This window comes from Paenibacillus sp. 19GGS1-52, assembly GCF_022369515.1.
Classification (GTDB): domain Bacteria; phylum Bacillota; class Bacilli; order Paenibacillales; family Paenibacillaceae; genus Paenibacillus_AQ.
On sequence record NZ_CP059724.1, the window covers coordinates 2,592,732 to 2,614,901 of the forward strand.

Annotated in this window: 18 protein-coding genes; 12 read left to right on the forward strand and 6 right to left on the reverse strand. The window is 46.4% G+C overall.

Annotated features, from left to right (window positions below; genetic code table 11):
- Positions 1-287: 287 nt before the first annotated feature.
- Positions 288-725, reverse strand: a complete 438-nt coding sequence (locus H1230_RS12185; RefSeq protein ID WP_239717272.1) for a MarR family winged helix-turn-helix transcriptional regulator — start codon at positions 723-725, stop codon at positions 288-290.
- 171 nt (positions 726-896) lie between these two features.
- On the opposite strand from H1230_RS12185, the gene H1230_RS12190 reads away from it, so the two are divergent.
- From H1230_RS12190 to H1230_RS12200, 3 genes are all read left to right on the forward strand, one after another.
- The gene (locus H1230_RS12190) at positions 897-2,351 is read left to right on the forward strand and encodes an MFS transporter (RefSeq protein WP_239717274.1); all 1,455 of its coding nucleotides are present in this window, start codon (positions 897-899) and stop codon (positions 2,349-2,351) included.
- 112 nt (positions 2,352-2,463) lie between these two features.
- Positions 2,464-2,910 (forward strand): carboxymuconolactone decarboxylase family protein, encoded by a 447-nt coding sequence (locus H1230_RS12195; protein WP_239715719.1) that lies wholly within the window; start codon positions 2,464-2,466, stop codon positions 2,908-2,910.
- A gap of 40 nt (positions 2,911-2,950) precedes the next feature.
- Entirely contained in the window at positions 2,951-3,835 is an 885-nt protein-coding gene (locus H1230_RS12200) for a sigma-70 family RNA polymerase sigma factor (RefSeq protein ID WP_239715720.1), read from the forward strand.
- 104 nt (positions 3,836-3,939) lie between these two features.
- Here H1230_RS12200 and H1230_RS12205 read toward each other — a convergent pair whose 3' ends face one another.
- Both H1230_RS12205 and H1230_RS12210 read right to left on the reverse strand, forming a co-directional pair.
- Positions 3,940-5,295 carry a PFL family protein gene (locus tag H1230_RS12205; RefSeq protein ID WP_275591248.1) on the reverse strand — a complete coding sequence of 452 codons (1,356 nt, stop codon included), beginning with the start codon at positions 5,293-5,295 and terminating at the stop codon, positions 3,940-3,942.
- Positions 5,296-5,318: 23 nt separating this feature from the next.
- Positions 5,319-5,588, reverse strand: coding sequence for an ACT domain-containing protein (locus tag H1230_RS12210; RefSeq protein WP_154118268.1), 270 nt, complete (start codon positions 5,586-5,588; stop codon positions 5,319-5,321).
- A gap of 228 nt (positions 5,589-5,816) precedes the next feature.
- On the opposite strand from H1230_RS12210, the gene H1230_RS12215 reads away from it, so the two are divergent.
- The 5 genes from H1230_RS12215 (at position 5,817) to moaA (ending at position 13,443) form a co-directional block, all read left to right on the forward strand.
- Positions 5,817-7,448 carry a GGDEF domain-containing response regulator gene (locus H1230_RS12215; RefSeq protein ID WP_239715722.1) on the forward strand — a complete coding sequence of 544 codons (1,632 nt, stop codon included), beginning with the start codon at positions 5,817-5,819 and terminating at the stop codon, positions 7,446-7,448.
- A 47-nt stretch (positions 7,449-7,495) separates the two neighbouring features.
- Positions 7,496-7,867, forward strand: a complete 372-nt coding sequence (locus H1230_RS12220) for a response regulator (RefSeq protein ID WP_239715723.1) — start codon at positions 7,496-7,498, stop codon at positions 7,865-7,867.
- A complete protein-coding gene (locus tag H1230_RS12225) occupies positions 7,860-11,105 on the forward strand; it encodes an ATP-binding protein (protein ID WP_239715724.1) in 3,246 nt (1,081 codons plus the stop codon). The genes H1230_RS12220 and H1230_RS12225 overlap by 8 nt, the downstream gene beginning before the upstream one ends.
- A 124-nt stretch (positions 11,106-11,229) precedes the next feature.
- Complete coding sequence (locus tag H1230_RS12230; RefSeq protein ID WP_239715725.1) at positions 11,230-12,204, forward strand: aldo/keto reductase; 975 nt, start codon at positions 11,230-11,232, stop codon at positions 12,202-12,204.
- A gap of 222 nt (positions 12,205-12,426) precedes the next feature.
- Positions 12,427-13,443, forward strand: coding sequence for a GTP 3',8-cyclase MoaA (moaA, locus tag H1230_RS12235; protein ID WP_275591207.1), 1,017 nt, complete (start codon positions 12,427-12,429; stop codon positions 13,441-13,443).
- 71 nt (positions 13,444-13,514) lie between these two features.
- Here moaA and H1230_RS12240 read toward each other — a convergent pair whose 3' ends face one another.
- Positions 13,515-14,192 (reverse strand): DUF421 domain-containing protein, encoded by a 678-nt coding sequence (locus H1230_RS12240; protein WP_239715727.1) that lies wholly within the window; start codon positions 14,190-14,192, stop codon positions 13,515-13,517.
- Between the two features lie 152 nt (positions 14,193-14,344).
- Here H1230_RS12240 and lspA point away from each other — a divergent pair, with 152 nt between their 5' ends.
- Complete coding sequence (gene lspA / locus H1230_RS12245) at positions 14,345-14,806, forward strand: signal peptidase II (protein WP_239715728.1); 462 nt, start codon at positions 14,345-14,347, stop codon at positions 14,804-14,806.
- Here the strand turns inward: lspA and H1230_RS12250 are convergent.
- Complete coding sequence (locus H1230_RS12250; protein WP_239715729.1) at positions 14,803-15,633, reverse strand: AraC family transcriptional regulator; 831 nt, start codon at positions 15,631-15,633, stop codon at positions 14,803-14,805. The two genes, lspA and H1230_RS12250, sit on opposite strands and share 4 nt — an antisense overlap.
- 221 nt (positions 15,634-15,854) lie before the next feature.
- Between H1230_RS12250 and H1230_RS12255 the strand changes: the two genes are divergently transcribed.
- Positions 15,855-16,751, forward strand: coding sequence for an SDR family oxidoreductase (locus tag H1230_RS12255; protein WP_239715730.1), 897 nt, complete (start codon positions 15,855-15,857; stop codon positions 16,749-16,751).
- A gap of 121 nt (positions 16,752-16,872) precedes the next feature.
- On the opposite strand, the gene H1230_RS12260 is transcribed toward H1230_RS12255, so the two are convergent.
- Positions 16,873-18,231 (reverse strand): IS4 family transposase, encoded by a 1,359-nt coding sequence (locus H1230_RS12260; RefSeq protein WP_239711655.1) that lies wholly within the window; start codon positions 18,229-18,231, stop codon positions 16,873-16,875.
- 287 nt (positions 18,232-18,518) lie between these two features.
- On the opposite strand from H1230_RS12260, the gene H1230_RS12265 reads away from it, so the two are divergent.
- On the forward strand, positions 18,519-20,384 hold the full coding sequence (locus H1230_RS12265; RefSeq protein ID WP_239717276.1) for an assimilatory sulfite reductase (NADPH) flavoprotein subunit: 1,866 nt from the start codon (positions 18,519-18,521) through the stop codon (positions 20,382-20,384).
- Between the two features lie 47 nt (positions 20,385-20,431).
- Positions 20,432-22,156, forward strand: a complete 1,725-nt coding sequence (cysI, locus tag H1230_RS12270; RefSeq protein ID WP_239715731.1) for an assimilatory sulfite reductase (NADPH) hemoprotein subunit — start codon at positions 20,432-20,434, stop codon at positions 22,154-22,156.
- Positions 22,157-22,170: the final 14 nt, after the last annotated feature.

The window sequence follows — 22,170 nt, forward strand, 5'->3', positions numbered from 1 at the left end:
AACACATAACGAACACGAACATCCGTGCTATTGAACCCAAATTAATGTACCATTGTTTCATGAACAAATCCACCTAAAATATTCCATGCAGCGTCCATTTGATTTCGCAGACATGACCGACCCATCCTGGGGCAATGCTTCCATTGAAACGCTAGTGAACGATATATATTCAGCAGTGGAGCAATCGGAACTATCTCGATTTTATGTGGGCACATGATGCTGACATTAGTAAATCCGCCAGGCGGTTGTTTGCGGGGAAAGGTGCTGTGCTTCTGGCGTGCGCCTCATCAATTCTGCTGATTTAACGCTTCGGAATTCTTTGTGATCTTTTGGAGCAAAGTAACTAGCAGATCGACTTCTTCTTCCGTTAAATCGGCGGCAAGCTTGCGGTTGAATTCTTCCAGGATCGATTTAAACACCGGAGCGAATTCGAGCGCCTTGGGAGTCGGATAGAGCAGAGAAGAGCGGCGGTCATTGGGATCAATTCTGCGGTCAATATATCCCGATTCCTCAAGATATTTGACGGAACGGGCAGTTGTTGCTTTATCAAATTTCATTTCATTGGTCATTTGATCCTGCGTTATGCCAGGCTGGTTAAGGATCAGTTTAAGAAAGGTGTGCTGCCCGCCGCTGCCGAGTCCGTATGGCGTCAGCTCTTTGGCCAGGATTTTTTGATTCTGGCGATGGAGCTGGGAAATCAGTTTTCCGATGGGTTCTTTTTTCAAAGTCAAAATCGACACCTCTTTTACGTAAAATACTTGCCTACCAATGCTGTTCTGATTAAAATACTACAGCAAAGAGGTTGCGCACGCAACTAAATTGCGGTACACTACAAATAGCCAGTTAGTTGCGTGTGCAACTATTTTCGGAAATATGGATTTAAGAGGGTGTTAATGATGAGTTCGATAAGCGCGACTTATCAGGAGGATGCAGAAATTCAAAAAAAACGCTGGATTATCCTGATAGTCTTAAATCTGTTTACCTTTATGTCCACGCTTGACGGAAGCATCGTTAATATTGCTTTGCCGGTGCTCGTGAAGGAGCTGCAGTTGCCGATGGGCCAGGTCGTATGGGTGACTACCGGTTATTTGATGGCGATATGTTCAGTGATCCTCTTCTTCGGGAAGCTTGGGGACATCGTCGGAAAGATCAGAATATTCAAAATAGGCACTATTATCTTTATCATCGGCTCCCTCTTATGCGGACTAAGCGCAAGCCTGCCGTTCCTGATTGCCTCGCGGATTATTCAGGCCATGGGGGCTTCAATGACCATGGCGAACAGCCAGGGGATTGTTACAGATATCTTTCCGTCAACGGAACGCGGCAAGGCGCTTGGTCTGATCGGTACCTTTGTATCTCTCGGCAGTATCGCCGGACCCAGCTTGGGCGGCATTATTGTGTCCACTTTGGGTTGGGAATATATATTCTGGGTGAATGTTCCGATTGGGCTGATTGCGATTGTACTCGGTTGGAAGGTTCTGCCGAAAGACTTGGTCCGCGTTAAATCCAAAATAGATATTCCCGGCAGCATGCTGTTTGCCGTCTTTATTATCACCCTATTTGCCGGTCTACTGCTCGGGCAGCAGCTTGGATACGGGGACAACCGGATTATCTTGGCGCTGACCACGGCAGCCGCAGCCTTTATTGTCTTCATCATCCTCGAATTGCGCGGGTCCCACCCGCTGCTTCAGCTGTCTCTGTTCAAGAATCCGCTATTTTCGTTAAGTATTCTCTGTGCTTTTTTAGTGTTCGTAGCGAATTTTTGCTTCAACATCATTGCCCCGTTCTATGCACAGAACATGCTGAATCTGTCACCATTTTATGCGGGTTTTCTGCTCATGCTATTCCCAATCTCTATGGTCATCGTTGCTCCGCTGAGCGGTGCGTTATCGGATAAAATTGGTTCCGAATTCCTGACGTTCGCCGGGCTTATAGTGATGGTCATCGCTCAATTTGGCTTGGCCCGACTGCATGACGGAAGCTCTGTTGTTCTGGTCGGACTATGGATCGCCATGCTCGGCATCGGCAGCGGCTTGTTCGGATCGCCCAACAATTCGCTGATCATGTCCACAGTGCCACGAACACAACTCGGCTCAGCGGGCAGCGTTAACTCACTGGTCCGCAATGTGGGCATGGTGGTCGGCATTACCGTCGCGACGACGATCCTGTTCAATGTGATGAGCAGTAAGGCGGGGCACCGGGTAACCGATTTGGTCCCTGGTCATCCGGATATTTTCCTCTCCGGCATGCATGTGGTATTTATGACCTCAGCGGGTATCTGCCTGGTTTCAGCGCTCCTGACAGGCTGGCGGATGATTACGATCCGCAAAGCCAAGCGAGCCGCGGCTTAAAGATTCTATTACTGCATTTTTCAGAATTTATAATGAATTTATAGGGCCATGTGTCACAAAACGGAGTGCTTGATTGTCTTCTATATGTACACACTTTTAGGAGGCGATCAAGATGGAATTAAGATTTAATCATCAAAAGGCAAACCCGACGGCACTTAAGGCAATGATGTCATTAGAACAGTATACAAGCAGTCGTTGCACGGATAAAGTTCTCTATGAATTGATCAAAATAAGGGTATCCCAGATCAATGGCTGTTCTTTTTGCCTAGACATGCATGCCAAGGATCTGCTCAAGCTGGGTGATCATGGCGACCGGATTCTGCTGCTTAGTGTATGGAGAGAGGTTCCTCTATTTACAGAGAAAGAGCGGGCTGTACTGGAGCTTGCCGAGGCGGTGGCGAATATCGGACAGGCAGGCGTACCTCAGCTGGTATATGATAAAGTAAGAGAATTTGTCAGTGAGGAAGAGTTCATCGATCTCATTATGGCGATTAACACGATAAACAGCTGGAATCGGATAGCGATCTCCACAGGAATGTATCCAGGCTGTTTTGACTGATTGGAAGAATAGTAGAGGTGACCAAGGAGGAGCGGGGGTAATGGAACAGCATAACATGGAGGAGCTCTATTTAAGCTATCAAAAGTATGCTTTCTCCATTGCCTATCGGATGGTCGGAGTTGTGGCTGACGCAGAGGATGTGGTTCAGGATTATTTTGCAGAGCTGCAGCGGCGGGACCGGACCGAGATCCTAAATATCAAGGCCTATGTAGCCAAAGGCATCACTAACCGCTGCCTGAATATGCTGCATTCGGCGCATAACCAGCGGGAGACCTACATTGGAGAATGGCTGCCGGAACCTGTAACGGATACCTATGAGGGTCCTGAAGCGATAGTGGAACGCAAGGAGACATTGTCGTATGCTTTTCTGGTGCTGCTGGAGCAATTTACACCAACTGAACGGGCCGTTTTTGTGCTGCGGGAAGTGTTTCAGTATGAATATGAGGCGATTGCGGATATGGTGGACAAGTCTGAAGCGAATTGCCGTAAAATATTCAGCCGCGCCAAGCGCAATCTGCAGCCAGTGTCTACATCGGAGCGACGAAGCTCCGTCAATGAACCGGCAAGACAAACGCTGCTGAAGCGCTTCACTGCAGCTTTTGCAGCCTATGACGTCAATCGTGTGCTGGAGCTATTGGCAGATCACCCAGTACTGATAGCTGACGGGGGTGGTGGAGAGGTGCATACGGTGCTTAGACCAATGGTGGGACGCAAGGGCGTGGTTGCGTTGTTGACCTCACGCCGGGTGCTGAACCAGTTGCGGAGCTGGGAGTCTTCCTTTGCGTTAATTAATGGTGAGTCCAATATTGTCTTTACACAGCAAGGCAAAGTTACGGGGGTACTCTGCTTGAATCTTGACGGAGAACATATTCAGGATCTGTACCTGATCCTCGACCCTGATAAATTGAGCCATATTATAATATAGGATTCTTACAACTCCGAAAAGCTAAACAAGCAAGTCTCCGTTTATTGGAGACTTGCTTGTTTATGTTCCTGGTGCGTCCGCGCAGAAACACCAGTTGTTCAGTATTAGTTCTTAAAGCTGTGGATCGGAGCCGGAATTCGTCCGCCTCTATTAATGAAGTTGGCGCAACTGAAGGAGTTGACCGCCATAACTGGCGCGTAACCCAGCAATCCGCCGAATTCAACCATTTCGCCTACATCTTTGCCGATGACCGGAATTAGACGAACGGCGGTTGTTTTATTGTTGACCATGCCAATAGCAGCTTCGTCAGCGATGATACCAGAGATGGTTTCCTTGGATGTGCTTCCCGGAATCGCCACCATGTCCAAGCCTACAGAACATACGCAGGTCATGGCTTCGAGCTTCTCAAGCGTTAGTGCACCGCGCTGAACAGCCTGAATCATACCGTGGTCCTCACTAACCGGAATGAAGGCTCCACTGAGTCCCCCAACGTAGGAGGAGGCCATAACGCCGCCCTTTTTCACGTTGTCATTCAGGATGGCCAGTGCGGCTGTTGTTCCGGGAGCGCCAGCTTCTTCGAGTCCCATAACCTGAAAGATTTCAGCAATGGAATCGCCGATTTCGGGGGTTGGAGCCAGAGACAGGTCAATAATTCCAAAAGGAACACCCATGCGTTTGGAGGCTTCCTGTGCTACAAGTTGACCCACACGGGTAACCTTGAATGCGGTACGTTTGATCGTTTCGCATAAGGTCTCAAAGTCCTGACCCTTTACTTCTTCCAGCGCCCGCTTGATTACACCAGGACCACTGACACCTACGTTGATTACACATTCCCGCTCACCGACACCATGAAAGGCACCAGCCATGAACGGATTATCCTCAACCGCGTTGCAAAAAACGACCAGCTTTGCACAGCCGATCGAATCTCTATCCTTGGTACGCATCGCCGTTTGGACAATGATATCACCCATTAATTTTACGGCATCCATATTAATTCCGCTTCTGGAGGAGCCTACATTCACGGAAGCGCACACTCTTTCTGTGACGGCCAACGCTTCAGGAATACAATCGATAAGAATCCGGTCGCCTGTGGTACAGCCCTTTTGCACTAAGGCAGAGAAACCGCCGATAAAGTTAACACCTACTTCTTTGGCAGCCCTGTCCAACATTTCTGCTACAGGCACATAAGTATCGGTCTTGATCGCACCAGCAGCAATGGAGATTGGGGTAACGGAAATCCGTTTATTAACAATCGGAACACCAAATTGTCTTTCCAGATCTTCGCCGGTCTTGACCAGCTTCTCAGCAGATCTGGTGATTTTGTCATACACATTCTGGTTAAAAATCTTCATATCCGGGTGGGCACAATCCATAAGGCTGATCCCCATGGTAATCGTGCGCACATCCAGATTCATTTCACGGATCATTTTATTGGTTTCCTGCACTTCCACGAGTGAAATCATGTTACTCCTCCTAAAAATTCTTAAATACGGTGCATAATGTTGAAGATATCTTCGTGCTGCAGTTTGATTTCTACGCCGATGGTCTCGCCCACCTGGTGCAGCTCCTCAACAATTTCCTCGAAGGATTTAGTGGCGCTGGAAATATCCACGATCATCATCATGTTAAAATAGTCCTGAACAATGGTCTGTGAAATATCCAGAATGTTTAAATTGTGCTCTGCAAGATAGGTGCAGACCTTGGCAATAATCCCTACTTTGTCTTTTCCCAGTACAGTAATAATCCCTTTCAATGAAACGGCCTCCCTTGATTATCTGTGATCATCCGCCGCGTTAACGGAATGAACCATTTCAACTATTATGTCAAATGAGAGCAGAAGCTTCAACCAAAGGTTTTATATCACTCTGATCAGTATTCTGATCCAGTGAGTTTATATTTTAAATTTAAAATAGATCTGATTGACAATCTGTTGAATATGTGTTGAAGTGAGAGATTGAGATGATGAACATAAGGAGCAACTATGACTATACAAAAGTACAAAGATCTTGTGGAGAAACGAATTAAGCAAACCTTGCAGGAGTGGTCGGAGCAGCCGGAAATTACGGAAAAAGAGATTTATCGGTTTCTGCATAATCTAAAAGGCACCGCTGGAACGGTTGGGATGAGAGAGGTTGAAGCCTTAGCCGAGAGCACGCTGTTGTTCTTCTCGGATGATAGTCATAAAAGCTGGTCCATGGAGGAGTGGGGCGATTATTTATTCCCCTTTAATACGCTTATCGACAAGAACTCGTCTTCCGTAATGATCAATTCCCTCAATTCAGCCAAACAGCTAAATAATGAAGAGATTCGGCAGAATGAGATCCTTATCATTGATGACGACGTTGAGTTGGTTGCTATTCTGAAAGAAACATTGGAGAAACAGTCCTATTATGTAAGCATTGCATTATCCGCTGAACGTGGGTTGAAGAAGTTCTATGGAAGTAAACCGGATATGATCCTACTCGATATCCTACTGCCCGATATAAGTGGGATTGAAGTCTTAAATCAAATTATTGGCAAGGCCAAAAAAGAGCATATTCCGATCATTATTATCAGTGGAGAACATTCCAAAGAAATTCAGTTGCATGCGTATTCGTTAGGTGTGATGGATTTTGTATGCAAACCGGTAGATCTGGATCTGTTCCTGATGCTAATCAAAAATCGCTTTGAACTGAAGAGAGAATGGCAAGAAGCGATAATCGTGGACGAACTGACCGGTGCTTTTAACCGCAAACATTTTAATCAGACAATGAAGCAGTTGGTTTCAGATTTTAAACGCACTAGTCGTATATTCTCATTGGCACTGATTGACCTCGATCATTTCAAGAAAGTGAATGACAGTTATGGGCATCTTGTCGGGGACGAGGTTTTGCAGGCGTTCTCTCATCTTGTACTGAATTCTATACGAGTGGAAGATACCTTTTGCCGTTTCGGTGGAGAGGAATTTGCTTTGTTTCTGCCCAATACGGATGCCGCTTCAGCACTGCTAGTCATAGAGCGTATTCAGAAGAATTTCTCTTCATTAGAATTCTCGGCTAAGAATGAAATCTTCCAAGTAAGCTTTTCTAGCGGTATTACAGAAGTCACGGAAGCTGATCAAGAATCCGACAGACTGATTGAGGAAGCCGATCAGGCGCTTTATGCCAGCAAGAATGCCGGAAGAAATCAGACAATTCTGTATTCTGAACATTTGTTGGTTATTAAAAAAGACAAGGTTCTTAATGTGATTATTGTGGATGATGATGCCCTGATTCGGCGGATCATGAACAGTCACTTCTCTACCTGGAGACCGGCGAATATTGGAACCGTCAACATAAAAAGTTATGCCAATGGATTAGATTTTCTGGAAGCGGATTGGTACTCCAGTGAGGAGAAATATATCATCCTGCTCGATGGAGTGATGCCGGATCTTGATGGTGTTGAAGTATTGGAGCGAATCCGACGGACTTACCCGGAGGTTAATATATTAGTCATTATGCTGACTGGTAGAAATAATCAGGCGGATATTGTCCATGCCCTGCAAATGGGCGCAGATGATTATGTAATCAAGCCGTTTCATATGCCTGAACTGCTGTCGAGAATTGAACGACTGGCTTATAGATTTTTATTTTAAAGGCGTGCTAGCTGTGTTACAGAATGAAAAAAAAGGCGGAATTAATCATGCAGAAGGTGCTTGTTGTAGATGATGAAGAAGTGTTAAGAATGTTAATCACAGATACGCTGGAGGATTTGGAAAATGTAGAGATCCATACTGCCGAGAACGGTTTAGAGGCGCTAGCGAGACTGTCAGCGGATCACTACGACCTGATGATATTGGATTATATGATGCCAGAAATGACGGGGATAGAGGTGCTGGGGCGGCTGAGCATGGACATGAAGAGTGCTTTGCCTATTTTAATGCTGACGGCTAAAGCACAAGAAGTTGACCGCAATAGAGCTATAGTGGCGGGCGCACGTTATTTTATGCCGAAACCGTTCAGTCCGATAGAACTCCTGCAGATTGTGGAGGGGATTCTAAGTGATCATGGCTAACCAAGCTAAGCATAGTATCAAAAAAAGATATTTTCGGATTATTTTCAGTGTATTTGCGCTAATTATATGTTCAGGAACGGTATTCTTCATCTACATACAGAATGAGCAGAGTAGTTTAAGCCATAAACGAGAAGTCATGGAGAACAAGGCGGATACGATTAATGAATTAGCCAGCACGCTGAAAGAGGTGTTTTTTCGGGCGAGAGGGTATTCGTCACTTAAGAGTGACAATGAACTGAAGCTCTTAAAGACAGCACTCCTGAATCTGGATGGGGTTCTGAGTACGTATGCGAAGCTCCAGCTAACAGCAGAAGAAATACAATTCAATGATGACTTATCCGTATTTTATGTTCAATATAAAACGGAAATCCTCCCAGCGGCGATTGCACTGGTTGAAGCCGATGACTATGCAGGTTTGAGAGCGCTATCCCAGAAAGGCAGCACTCAATCGGTAAATGATTTCCTCGCGTATACCAAAGAATTCAAGCGAAATTCGGATAATGCCTTAAATGTGATGGACAAGGATTCGATTAAACAGGCGGATAACTTTACTCTAATCGCTTTCATGTTCAGCATTGTTATCCTGCTATTCTTCACTGTAATGGTTTGGCGGATTCTCAAAAGTCTGATTGATCCGATTCTGAAGCTTGAGGGTGCAACCCATTCTCTCGCGGCTGGAGAGGGAGTTCTGTTAGACAAGCTTAAGAAACAGGATGAGATCGGGCGGCTGTATGAAGCTTTTCATAATATGGCGAGAAGTATTCAGGATAAAGAAGAAGAGCTTATGATGCAGAACGAAGAGCTTCACGCCCAGCAGGATGAACTTCAGGACCAACAGTCCAGGCTGCAGCGTTCCTTAACTGAAATTGAGAGCATGATGAAAGCACTGGATCATTCAGCAGCTGTAGGGATTCTTACGCATAAAGGGGTGTTCACCTATGCCAATGAGAATCTGAGCGGATATACAAAATATAAGAAATCCGAAATCATCGGTTATACCTATCGGTTATTTGAACTGCACAATTTCTCTTCAGTACTTATGCAGCAAATATTCCACAAACTGAGTACAGGAGGGGTATGGAGCAACGAAGTGCAGCTTCTGGCCAAGGATGGTACTATCCTTTGGGTGAATTTGAGCATTGTACCGTATCTGAACGCTGAAGGGGAAATATATCAGTATATCCTCATAGCCAATGATATTACCTCGATGAAGAGTGTGCAGCAGGAGCTGGCAGAGATGCTTAAGCATACGGAACAAACCAAAATGATGCTGGAGCTCAATAATCAGCTGAATCATGATATTAGCTACACGCTGGATAAACAAGAATTTGCAGATAAGTTTCTGCAATTTATGAATCGGTTCTATGCATTTGATTCCAGCTTTTTTCTACTGGTTAAAGATAAGATTACTGCTGTTAAAGGGATTTCCCAAGCAAAGGTTGACCGTTACCTTGAGAATGACAGTGAGGATATGTTATATCGCCTGCAATCAGAGAAGACTTATATCATTAAGCGTCAGGCGACACAATCAGAGCTGGGTATTTCTGCTGATGAAGTCTATTGTTATGATTTTTACACAACCGTAGTGAATGCCGAAGATGAGATTTTGGCTGTATTTTGTGGAAGCCGGATTGGACATTCCTTTACGGTTGAAGAGATTAATGAGATTGACGGCATGATGAACCGGGTGGCTCTGGCCATTGAGCGGATATTTATGTATGAGGAAATTGAACATGGCCGAAAGCTGAATCGGGATATTGTAAATAACATCAATGAAGGCATTCAGTTTGTTCACACGGATGGGACCATGCTGCATGTCAATAAAGCGCTCTGCGAAATTTTTAATTACTATGATTGGACTGAGGGAACCTTGATCCCTAAGGAAAAGTGGAAGGAACACTTCATAGAAACGTCCAATGAGTCCGCTGAACTGCGGTTATTCTATCAAAAAGCGATGTCCGAGCACACCGTGGATTCCAGCAGCATGCAATACTCCATTGGCACAGAACACCTGAAGCATATTGATGTATATGCCATACCTGTATATCGCCGCGAGCTCCGCATCGGTACGTTATTCGTACACCGGGATATTACCAGAGAATACGAACTGGATTTGATGAAATCGGAGCTGGTTAGTACGGTTAGTCATGAGCTGCGAACTCCTTTATCGAGTGTGCTCGGGTTCACAGAGCTACTGCTGTCCAGAACCATGAAACCGGAGAAGCAATTGAAGTATCTGGAGACGATTCATAAAGAGGCGAAGAGATTAACGGATCTTATTAATGATTTTCTGGATCTGCAGCGTATGGAGTCAGGCAAACAGCAATATAATACGGAACATGCGAACCTTAGTGAAATTGTTTTGGGAGTTATGGATCAGTATAAGCTGAGCAGTACACATCAAATGCAACTGGTAGATGAAGCGCATCATTCAGAAGTGGCGGTAGATAAAGATAAGATTATCCAGGTGCTGACCAATCTGTTAAGTAACGCGATCAAGTTCTCACCGCAAAGTCATGAGGTAAGAGTACACTTGCATAATGAAGCAGAGCAGGTAATTGTACGGATACAGGACAGTGGACTAGGGATACCTAAGGATCAAATCGGTCAGTTGTTCCAAAAGTTCCGCAGAGTTGATAATAGCGCATCCAAAAGAATCGGCGGAACAGGCCTTGGACTGGCCATTTCCAAGGAAATCATTGAGAAACAGCAGGGGACTATAGGCATTGATTCGATTGAAGGCGAGGGCACTACCGTCTGGTTCAGTCTCCCTACCCTGCATGCTGAGGAGAATCCCCGGGATGATGATTTGAACAAGTGGGGTACAGATAAAGATAATAAATTAAATGTCATGATTGTTGAAGATGATTACAGTCTTTCTTTGCTGCTGTCAGAGGAGCTGAAAGGCAAGGGATTTAGGGTCACACACCATTACCATCCGGAACAAGCCTTTGAGCAGGCTCTGAAAAATCCATATGTGGCGATTGTGGTAGATTTGATGCTGGGTGAAGAGCTGGATGGTTGGGATTTAATCCGTATGCTAAAGGATGATTCAAGAACGGAGAATATTCCGATTGTAATCTCCTCTGCCCTCGACCCCACAGACAAAGACTTAATGACTGTAGTCCAAAAGTATTTAACAAAGCCCTATCCGCCAGGCGAACTATCCAGCACTCTAGCCGAAATTGTGAAGATTAAGCAGGGAACAGGAGAGGTATTATTTCCGGGTAGCCCTTAGAGATTAGTAACGTTCTCTTTGTTGAAAATAAAACTTGCGTTAAAGTAGACTCTAAGGGTTATATTATTCTTTAGTAAGCGGAAACATTGTAGTCTCTAAACAAGGTTCAAAGGGAGGAAATAGGATGAAGTACAGCTATTTAGGGAAATCCGGTTTGAAAGTCAGCCAATTATGTTTGGGTACCATGAATTTTGGCCCCGAAACAGAGGAAAAGGAAGCTTTTAAGATTATGGATGCTGCACTGGATGCTGGCATCAACTTCTTTGATACCGCCAATGTATATGGAGGCCAGGAGCGACGCGGCTGGACGGAAGAAATTATTGGCCGCTGGTTTCAGCAAGGGGGCGGACGGCGCGAGAAGGTAGTGCTGGCTACCAAAGTGTACAATGATATGTTTGATGAGAATGATGGACCCAATTCGGGAGCTGGCTTATCTGGTTATAAAATCAGACGGCATTTTGAAGCCTCATTAAAGCGTCTGCAGACCGATCATATCGAGCTTTACCAGATGCATCATATTGACCGCAATGTATCATGGGACGAGCTGTGGGGTGCTTTTGAAATTCTGGTTCAGCAAGGTAAAGCGGATTATATAGGTTCTAGCAACTTTGCAGGTTGGCATATTGCCACAGCACAAGCTGAAGCAAAAGCTAGACATTTCCTGGGTTTAGTATCCGAGCAGCATTTATACAATCTGCTGCAGCGGACACCGGAGCTTGAGGTTCTGCCAGCTGCTAAGGAGCTGGGGATGGGCGTCATTCCGTGGAGTCCGCTTGCGGGTGGATTACTGGGTCGCAACGCATTAGCGGGTACAGGCGTACGCAGCTCGCGTTCTGCTAATCTTGAGAAGAACCGCGGCCAGCTGGAGCAATTCTCCGCCCTCTGTAAGGAATTGGGCGACCATGAGGATCAGGTTGCTCTGGCTTGGGTACTGGCAAATCCGGCAGTGACCGCTCCAATTATTGGGCCGAGAACGATGCAGCAATTTGAGGACTCCTTGCGGGTGACTGAAATTATATTGGATGAAGCTACCTTGAAGAAGCTTGATGAGATTTTCCCAGGACCAGGACGTCCAGCTCCTGAAGCATACGCCTGGTAATCAATTTCACGGCTAACTGCTATGTGTTCTACAATATTTATGTACAACCTCTAGGCTGCAGACGGTTAACACCTTGTCTGCAGCTTTTTTAGTTCTTGCAACAGTTGTTGAACGAGAACGTGACACTATGGGTGGAATTTGCTAGAATACAAGGCATCAACAGTGTAGAGGACCCAGTTCACCGCTATGCAGGCGGTTGTGCAACTGGAGAGGAGGAATGCGATGACGCCCGATATGCTGAACCGGCCCTTAAAGGATCTCCGGATATCTGTTACCGATCGCTGTAACCTGCGCTGCGTCTATTGTATGCCTAAGGAAATTTTCGGTCCCGATTATAAGTTTCTGGGCAGAGAACATCTGCTGAGCTTTGATGAGATCGTAAGAATCTCCAGTTCCTTTGCTGCTTTGGGAGGAACCAAGCTGCGGCTCACGGGTGGTGAGCCTCTGTTGCGGGCAGGCCTGCCAGCGCTTATTGAGCGGTTGAACAAGCTTGAGGGCATCGAGGATATTGCCCTGACGACCAATGGTCTACTGCTGCCTCGTTTTGCCAAAGATTTGTATGCGGCGGGTCTAAAGCGGGTGAATGTGAGTCTGGATTCGCTGGATGACGCACGCTTCGGTGCCATTAATGGCCTGGGAGTTGGCGTTAAAGGTGTGCTGGAGGGGATGAAGGCAGCTGCTGCGGCAGGACTACAGGTCAAGATCAATATGGTAGTCAAGAAATCCTCCAACGAGCAGGATATTGTGCCTATGGCCCGATATTTCAAGGATACGGATTATATATTGCGCTATATTGAATTTATGGATGTGGGAAGCACGAATGGTTGGGACTTCAGCCAGGTGATTTCTCGGGAGCAGATTGTGCAGATGATCCACAGCGAAATGCCGCTGGAGCCCATCGAGGCACATTACGAAGGAGAGGTTGCTGCTAGATACCGCTATAAGGGGACTAATCGAGAAATTGGCATTGTTTCCTCCATTACACAGTCCTTTTGTTCCAGCTGTTCCCGTGCACGCCTATCTGCCGATGGTTCGTTCTATACCTGTCTGTTCGCTAGTGCAGGCTTTGATCTGCGGGCGCTGCTGCGCTCCGGTATATCGGATAAAGACCTGACCGAGAAGCTCAGCCAGATCTGGAGCAAGCGGGAAGATCGATATTCCGATCTTCGTCGTGAGGTTAGCGATTCGAAATCAGGCAATACCAAACCGAAGATTGAGATGTCCTATATTGGTGGCTAATAAGTCCGTGGGGCTTCACGCTAACGCGGCCTTGTCTAGCGTGACAAGGCCGTGTTATTTCTATGCTCATCCTACATACGGGTGACTACATTAAGCTCGCCTTCTTCATTAACCTCGGCATAAGCCACTGCTTTGATGTCTGGAAAACCTTTCTCTTGAAGCTGTTGGTGCAGCCACACTTCATCTTTGCCAAGATCGCGAAGCCCCTTCAGTTGGACAATTCCGTCTTCAACAATACTCTGTGGCATGTGAATCTGTTGTGCATTTAGATTTATATCCGCCCGGGTAACGATTTCATACTGCGGTTTTTTGAGAATACTCAAAGAACCATTAGTTTCATAGATAGCGTAAGCTACCTCGCTAACAGAAAAAGTATCTTTCGCTCTGAGCATCATTCGCAACTGATCAAAGTCAAGATTGTTTCTACGCAGTCTCATCAGGTCGATTTGCCCATTACGAATTAAGATTTCCGATTCACCCTCCAGCGGCTTCCGCAGCTTATGGTAACGTTGGGTAATTTTCTCGAAGGTGACGGATAAGACAGTCCAAACAGCTAAGGTAAATATCAGCATCCATACGGAAGTATTCTTTTCATAGATGGTGTTTCCTACAAGATCGCCCAGCATAACGGCTGAGATGAAGTCGAAGGGGGTCAAAGCGGCAATTTCTTTTTTGCCGAGCAGCCTCGTCATCGCCCATAATCCGACAAAGCCAGCAATCAACTTAATTAATATCGATACTAATTCCATACGAAACCTCCTTGCCGCGTTATAAGTTTATAACCCATGTGATTCTTAAAGTAACATGCGCGTCAGTGGAATGTCACTGCTAAAGTAAAATTGCTGTATTTATGATAAGCTTGAAATGAATTCGAGTTCCAGAATGAGAAGGGGGTATTATTTTGCTGATTTTTGTGATATCCGCAATGGTCATTCTAATGGATCAAGGATCGAAATGGATCGTAAGATCGAATATGCAGGTTGGGGAAACGGTTCCGGTCTGGAATCATATTTTGCAATTTACTCATTTCGAGAACAGTGGGGCTGCCTTTAGCTCCTTTCAGGGATATGGAAAGTATTTTGTGATTATTGCACTGGTGTTCGTAGCAGGTTTAATCTATTATCGGCGAAAAGGAGAAATCAAGGGGGTCTTGATGGAGACTGCTGCAGGCTTTCTGGCCGGCGGAGCTATCGGCAATGCGATTGACCGTCTGGTATTCCATAAGGTAACCGATTTTCTGGTCTTCGGGAAGAGCAACGGTATTCTTAATCTGGCCAATGTTGCTATAAATGTAGGCGTTATATTGTTTGTAATCCATTTACTCAAAGGACAGCTGAAGCTGAAGTTGAAGCCGAAAAGCTAAATTAGCGAATGCAATTGTTTGCGGAAATCTGTTGGGGGCATCCCGGAGATTTTCTTGAATTGCTTGGAGAAATAGAACAGATCCTTAAACCCGACAAGATGGGCAATATCCGTCACTGAATACGGAGTGCTCAGGAGTAACTCCTTGGCCTTCTCAATTTTTTTACGTGTAATGTATTGAATAGGGGGTACACCCATCTGACGCTTGAATAGGCGAATGAAATAGTTCGGGTGCATGAAGGCTACTTGGGCAAGCTGCTGGATCGTAATCTCCTGCTCGATGTTGTCATGGATGTAGCTTAAGACATTTAGCAGCTTATCTGTGGACTCCAAATTCTTAAAGACAATATCCGCCAGGTCAATGTTCATCAAAAAATGTGACAGAAGCTCCATCAGCTTGCTCTTCGCCAGCAGTTTGGCATATACAGCATCAGAATTCGCTTGGGTTGTAAGCTCCTCAAATAAGGTGTGGATAGTATTCGTATCTGCGACTTTCCACACATGAGGCAATTCCAAAATATCGGATAACGGAATATCGCCTACTCTGACGCTGAAATGACACCAATATTTCGTAAAAGGGTTGTTGTTGATTGAAGTGTAGGATTGTTTCACACCCTCAGGCATTAAGATTAACTGGCCAGGGACAGGGTAATACTCTTGATCCCCAATCTTGAGCCAGCCCTCACCCTCGCAGATGAAATAAAACTTGCTGTAATCAGGAGTATAATCGAGGTCCTGCCACTCTAAAGTTACTAAATTGTAGTTAGCCATATATAAATCTATGTTCAGATTGGATAGATAATGAGTTAACAAGGCCTGATTAACCATAGCTGTCTCCTTTGAGTGTTTCTAGGTGTATAAAAGCGCGCTCACTCATTATAGTACATTTGAGATAGGTTCTGAAAGAAGAGACAAGTCAATAGAGCTTGTCTCTTTTTGTATTGATTATTGACATGTTTCATTATTGTAACTATAATAGTTACAGGTAGGCGGAATGATTACTGACACATCGATTTTACTGGATTTAATATACTGAGGAGGAATGGGAAATGGGTATTACGAATGAAGCAGTATTGGTAACAGGAGCAAGCGGGCATTTGGGACGAGAAGCGGTAGAGTGGTTGCTTGAGAATCATAAAGGCCAGATTATTGCAGTAACCCGTAATCCGTTGACACTGTCAGACTTCTCAGCTCGTGGCGTTGTCGTACGGCAAGCAGATTTTGACCAACCGCATACGCTTGATGAAGCCTTCGTCGGAGCTAAACGGCTGTTGCTTATCAGTACGGACGCTGTGAGTGTGCCAGGGCAGCGGTTACAGCAGCATTCGAATGCAGTAGAAGCCGCGATTAAAGCGGGAGTAGAGCATATTGTTTATACCTCTGTGCCTAATCCAGAACCGGGTACAGAGTGCTTAATTGCCCCTGACCACTATGGTACAGAAGAGAAAATCAAGAGCAGTGGCTTGTCCTTCACAATTCTCCGCAACAATCTGTATGCCGACAATCTGCTTCCTTCCTTGCAGCAAGCCGCAGCTAGTGGACAATATGCAGCTGCTACAGGTGATGGCCTAACAGCTTACGTGACTCGCAAGGACTGTGCCAGGGCAGCAGCAGCGGCACTAGCTTCCTCCTTTACAGGAACCAGAACGATAGACGTAACTGGAACTGAGGCGCTTTCAGGGGCTGATGTGGCTCAAATTGCAAGTGAAGTCATTGGGAAGAGCATTCAATTTGTAGCTTTAACCACAGAGCAGCTAGTAGGTATTTTTGAATCGATTGGAATGCCTAATGGTGTGGCGCAGATTTTTGCTTCCTTTGATACAGCTTCTGCTAAGGGAGAATATGCTGTAGCAACTACGACAGTTCAGGAATTAACAGGCCAGGCACCAGCCAGCTTGAAGGAATTTCTAACAGAGAACTTAGCCGCTTTCACCAGCGCTAGCTAATTATTGAAAATTACTTTATCATTTTATCTAATGAAAGTTATCATTAATTGTAATAGGGCTGCTTAAATCAGGGTAAATCACTTTGATTTAGGCAGTTTTTTCGTATTTTACATATAATATCTCAACTTTCGCAGCATGAAATCGGCAGATAAGCCTTGATGTAGCTGGGCAAAGCAGAGATCCAGTGCTGGAGTTGACTTTTAATCATAGCGGATAGTTTCTTACCGACTTGATTGGCGATTTCGTTCATCAATTCCACCAATTGTTGTAATGCTACGGCCCAGTCCAAGGTACCGACTTCATCGCAAAGCAAATAAAAGAGTCCACCGAGCGTCCGCTGATCCGTGCTTTGTCGATGCTGCCAAGCCAGCAGAATATAGCGGGAAAAGACAATCGTTGTATGGCTAATGAGCAAATCATAGGAGCGGCCTTGAAACTCTTTTTGCAGGCGCAGCAAGGATTTAGCGCATTTGAAAAAGACTTCGATGTCCCAGCGAAGAGCGTAGATTTGAATGACTTCCGGTGCCGTCAGCGTTAGATCCGTCGATAGAATCGCGAGCCACTCGTTTTTCTTGGAGCGATGGCGAACAAAGACCACGACTACTGGAATGCCAGGAACAAGTTCGGTGTGAATCTGACGCAAGAGGTTCCGGTGCTTTCCTTCGACGCGCAAAGCAGCTCGGTAAAGACCTTTAAGATCCACCCGTTGACCGTGAACGAGATATCGCTTGTTGTCGTTTTTCACCATGCCAATCACATGCAGTTTGCGATCTATAATCCGCTGAATCAGGGGGGCATGCGTGAACCAGCTATCCATAAGTACGTAAGCCGCAGAAACCCCGGAAGTAATGGCTCGATCCAGCAGTTCAGAAACCAGATGCGGAGCAGAAAGCAGAGCTTCTTTCCGGCGTTTGTATCCAGAGGATCGCTTGTCGATTCCCGGATGTATGCCGGTGAGTCCAGCCTTCACGGAACTCAGCAAGGCGAAGTCCAAAGGGAGAAACGTATGACCGTCTGACCAGCCCAAGGTGAGCATGCGAAAGCCTTTATAGTAAGCCCCCGTCGCGTGATCCTTAAAGCGAGCCAACAATTCCACAGCTTTGCTCCGATTCCGCTCAAACATGGAATCATCCACAATGAATACGGAGGTCCGCGTGACGGAGGTCAAGGTTTCGACTCGCTGCACAGTGTCACTACTTAGAGAAGACAAGAAACGCCGCCAAGCGAATCCGCTGTGATTGAGAAAGCGATAGACGGCATCTTTGCCAGGAAAGGCTTCACCCTTGGCACTTTCGAGCAGACGAAACCAATTCTTCTGATGAAAGAGCAAGACAAAAACGAGCATGAACAGATGGGAACAGGTATAGCCAAACGTCTTTTTGAACCCGGCATTCCTCAGATGCTTCAGCACACCGAGCTCTTGAAAAGCAGGTCTCATTTCAGGTGGGAGTTGATCTAGGGACGACTTTTGATTTATCATAGAAGGGACACCTCTTCTGTGGTTTAGTGGATCTCGACAATCTCACTTTACCAAACGAAGTGGTGTTTTTCTATGTTGGCAAGATCCTTACTTAAACCGACTCCACCTTAACCCCAGCTTGGGGTCAACTCAATTTTGACTCTGCGAAAGTTGAGATAATATTACCAATAAATACATTTTATAGGTATTTTCGCATTCGTTGATCGTTTTCAATAATTATGATAGCCTGAACATACGACGAAGTGATAAGAAAAAAATGATTTTATGTTTAGGAGAGGTGGATATTGTTGCAACTACAAGTAACGAACAGTCCCTTTAACGAGAGTCAAGTTGAGCTTCTCAATCGCCTTCTGCCGTCCTTAACGGAATCACAGAAGATTTGGCTTAGCGGATATATAGCTGCACTCGGCCAGTCTGCTGCAGTAGCCTCGGTTGGTCCAGATCTACAAGCACAAGCGAGTCTGACAGTAGCTGAAGGAGTGGAAGTTCTTTCAGCAGTGGGACAGCCCGTGGTTTCCAAAGAGGTAACCGTACTTTTTGGTTCCCAAACCGGCAATTGTCAACGTCTGGCTACTAGCTTGTCCCGCAAGTTGGAAGAGCAGGGATTTCAAGTAACCTTAGCTTCTATGAACGGCTTCAAACCTAATGGGCTGAAGAAGCTTGAAAATCTGTTGTTACTGGTAAGTACCCATGGAGAAGGGGAGCCACCGGATAATGCCCGCTCCTTCCACGAGTTTCTTTATAGTAAGAGAGCACCACAATTGGAGAACCTGCGGTTTTCTGTATTGTCATTGGGAGATACGTCATACGAGTTCTTCTGTCAGACTGGCAAGGATTTCGATCAACGTCTGGACGAGCTTGGGGCAGAGCGGTTAAGCCCGCGTGTGGATTGCGATCTGGATTATGATGAGCCGGTTGCAGAATGGTTTGAGAGTGTTATAAATGCTTTGAACGGACGCCTAAATGCTCCGGCAATAGCAGCAGAGGTGGTTCAGGCTGCTGAAGCCTCAGAGTCACAGGAAACGGAATACTCACGCAATAATCCTTTTAGAGCTGAGGTATTGGAGAATCTAAACCTGAATGGCCGCGGCTCTGATCGGGAGACTCGCCATCTGGAACTATCATTAGAAGGTTCTAATCTGCAATTCGAGCCTGGCGACTCGCTGGGCGTTTATCCGGAGAATCACCCTGAATTGGTCAAAGCTATTATTGAAGCTATGGGCTGGAACCCGGATGAATCCGTTCCGTTCAATAAGAAGGGCGAAGAAGGCCCCTTGCTTGACGCGCTTTCCTATCATTATGAGATTACGGTATTGACTAAACCACTATTAGAGCAAGCTGCGCAGCTGTCCTCCAGTAACGCACTCACCGAACTGTTGGCACCTGGCAAGCAGTCGGAGCTCAAAGAGTATATCCAGGGTCGCGATCTCCTAGATCTGATCCAGGACTTCGCCCCTTGGCAAACCCCAGCCCGTAGCTTTGTAACTATTCTGCGGAAGCTGCCAGCGCGTCTGTATTCAATCGCCAGCAGCTATAAGGCTAACCCGGACGAGGTTCACTTTACCGTGCGTGCCGTACGTTATGAGGCTCATGGTCGTGAACGTTATGGAGTCTGCTCGGTACATTGTGCAGAACGTGTACCATCTGGAAGTACTCTACCGATCTATATCCAGCAGAATCCGAATTTCAAGCTGCCGACTAATCCGGATGTTCCAGTCATAATGATCGGACCTGGTACAGGTGTTGCTCCGTTTCGCTCCTTTCTGGAGGAACGCGAAGAGCTGGGCGCGGAAGGGAAGACGTGGTTGTTCTATGGAGATCGTCATTTCGTGACGGACTTCCTGTATCAGACAGATTGGCAGAGAATGCTTAAAGACGGCGTGCTCAGTAAGCTGGATGTGGCCTTCTCCCGTGACACGGATGAGAAAGTATATGTTCAGCACCGTATCCTGGCGAAGAGTCAGGAATTGTATGAGTGGCTGCAGCAAGGAGCCCATGTCTACATTTGTGGCGATGAGAAGCATATGGCACATGACGTTCATACGGCGCTGCTTGCAGTGATCCAGCAAGAAGGGGGTCTGTCCCCAGACGAGGCAACCGCATATCTGGAGACGATGCAGCAGGAGTTGCGCTATCAGCGTGACGTGTATTAATCATAGATCAAGTGCAAGACAATGACCCCGGGAGGAGATAAGCAACAATGGCGAATAATGAAGTGGTGAAGCCCATCGGCGGGCCTCCTAGCGACGTCGAGCATATTAAGCTGGACAGTAATTACCTGCGGGGAGCGCTTGTCGAGACCTTGAGTAATCCGATTACCGGAGGTTTGCCGGAAGATGATAACCGGTTGTTAAAATTTCACGGGAGCTATATGCAGGATGACCGGGATTTACGGAACGAACGCGAACGGCAGAAGCTTGAGCCTGCCTTCCAGTTCATGCTGCGCGTAGTGGCACCTGGCGGTGTGGCTACACCTTCACAATGGCTGGTCATGGATGATCTGGCCCAGAAATATGGCAACGGTACGTTGCGCCTTACGACCAGACAGGCTTTTCAAATGCATGGAGTTCTAAAGTGGAACTTAAAGAAGACTATCCAGAGCATTAACAATACACTGATGACTACTCTGGCGGCCTGTGGGGATGTTAACCGGAACGTCATGAGCAACCCAAACCCGTATCAGTCAGAGGTACATGCAGAGGTCTACGAATGGGCGCGCAGACTAAGCGATCACTTGTCACCGCGTACCCCTGCTTACCATGAAATCTGGCTGGATGGTGAAAAGGTTGTGGACAGTCTGGCAGATGGAGCAGAGGTAGAACCAATCTACGGCCCTGTATACCTGCCGCGTAAATTTAAGATTGGCTTGGCTGTGCCCCCATCTAACGATGTCGATGTATTCTCTCAGGATCTGGGCCTCATTGCCATTCTTGAAGAGGGAAAGCTGGTTGGCTTCAACGTTTCTGTTGGCGGCGGTATGGGCATGACTCATGGGGATACCAGTACTTATCCCCAACTGGGACGTATCATTGGCTTCTGCCGTCCGGATCAGATCATTGATTTGGCTGAGAAGACAGTTACGATCCAGCGCGATTACGGCAACCGTTCGGTCCGCAAGAATGCCCGGTTCAAGTATACGATTGACCGTCATGGGCTGGAGTGGTTCGTAAGCGAACTTCATGAGCGATTGGGCTGGCAGCTGGAAACCGCACGCGACTATCATTTCGATCATAATGGAGACCGTTATGGCTGGGTGAAGGGAAGCAATGGCCGCTGGAATCTGACGCTTTATGTGCAGAGCGGACGAATTCATGACCTGGGCGACTATAAATTAATGACTGGGTTACGGGAAATTGCCAAGATTCATACCGGTGATTTCCGCCTGACGCCAAACCAGAATCTGATCATCGCCAATGTGACCAGCACCAAGAAACGCAAGGTCGTTGAACTGGCCCAGCAATATGGGCTTACGGATGGTGCGCAGTTCTCTGCCTTGCGGCGCAGTTCAATGTCCTGCGTGGCGTTGCCAACCTGTGGACTCGCGATGGCTGAAGCTGAACGTTATCTTCCAGCTCTGCTTGATAAGCTGGAGCTGATCATAGACGAGGCTGGCCTGCGTGATAAAGAGATTGTAATTCGCATGACAGGCTGTCCTAATGGATGTGCAAGACCAGCATTAGGTGAGATTTCATTCATTGGAAAGGCTCCTGGTAAATATAATATGTACTTGGGAGCTGGATTTACGGGCGACCGATTAAATAAGATCTACAAGGAAAGTATTGATGAGCAGGAGATCCTCGATACGCTCGGACCGATTATCCATCGTTATGCGAAGGAACGTCAGCAGGATGAGCATTTTGGAGATTTTGTGATTCGTGCGGGGTATGTGCAAGCAGTCACTTCAGGAACTAACTTTCATGCTTGATTGAATGTATCTGA

Bases quoted from the DNA above. Each gene is read 5' to 3' on its own strand.
- H1230_RS12190 (WP_239717274.1), top strand. From the start codon at position 897: ATGAGTTCGATAAGCGCGACTTATCAGGAGGATGCAGAAATTCAAAAA.
- H1230_RS12195 (WP_239715719.1), top strand. From the start codon at position 2,464: ATGGAATTAAGATTTAATCATCAAAAGGCAAACCCGACGGCACTTAAG.
- H1230_RS12200 (WP_239715720.1), top strand. From the start codon at position 2,951: ATGGAACAGCATAACATGGAGGAGCTCTATTTAAGCTATCAAAAGTAT.
- H1230_RS12215 (WP_239715722.1), top strand. From the start codon at position 5,817: ATGACTATACAAAAGTACAAAGATCTTGTGGAGAAACGAATTAAGCAA.
- H1230_RS12220 (WP_239715723.1), top strand. From the start codon at position 7,496: ATGCAGAAGGTGCTTGTTGTAGATGATGAAGAAGTGTTAAGAATGTTA.
- H1230_RS12225 (WP_239715724.1), top strand. From the start codon at position 7,860: ATGGCTAACCAAGCTAAGCATAGTATCAAAAAAAGATATTTTCGGATT.
- H1230_RS12230 (WP_239715725.1), top strand. From the start codon at position 11,230: ATGAAGTACAGCTATTTAGGGAAATCCGGTTTGAAAGTCAGCCAATTA.
- moaA (WP_275591207.1), top strand. From the start codon at position 12,427: ATGACGCCCGATATGCTGAACCGGCCCTTAAAGGATCTCCGGATATCT.
- H1230_RS12240 (WP_239715727.1), bottom strand. From the start codon at position 14,192: ATGGAATTAGTATCGATATTAATTAAGTTGATTGCTGGCTTTGTCGGA.
- H1230_RS12250 (WP_239715729.1), bottom strand. From the start codon at position 15,633: ATGGTTAATCAGGCCTTGTTAACTCATTATCTATCCAATCTGAACATA.
- H1230_RS12255 (WP_239715730.1), top strand. From the start codon at position 15,855: ATGGGTATTACGAATGAAGCAGTATTGGTAACAGGAGCAAGCGGGCAT.
- H1230_RS12260 (WP_239711655.1), bottom strand. From the start codon at position 18,231: ATGATAAATCAAAAGTCGTCCCTAGATCAACTCCCACCTGAAATGAGA.
- cysI (WP_239715731.1), top strand. From the start codon at position 20,432: ATGGCGAATAATGAAGTGGTGAAGCCCATCGGCGGGCCTCCTAGCGAC.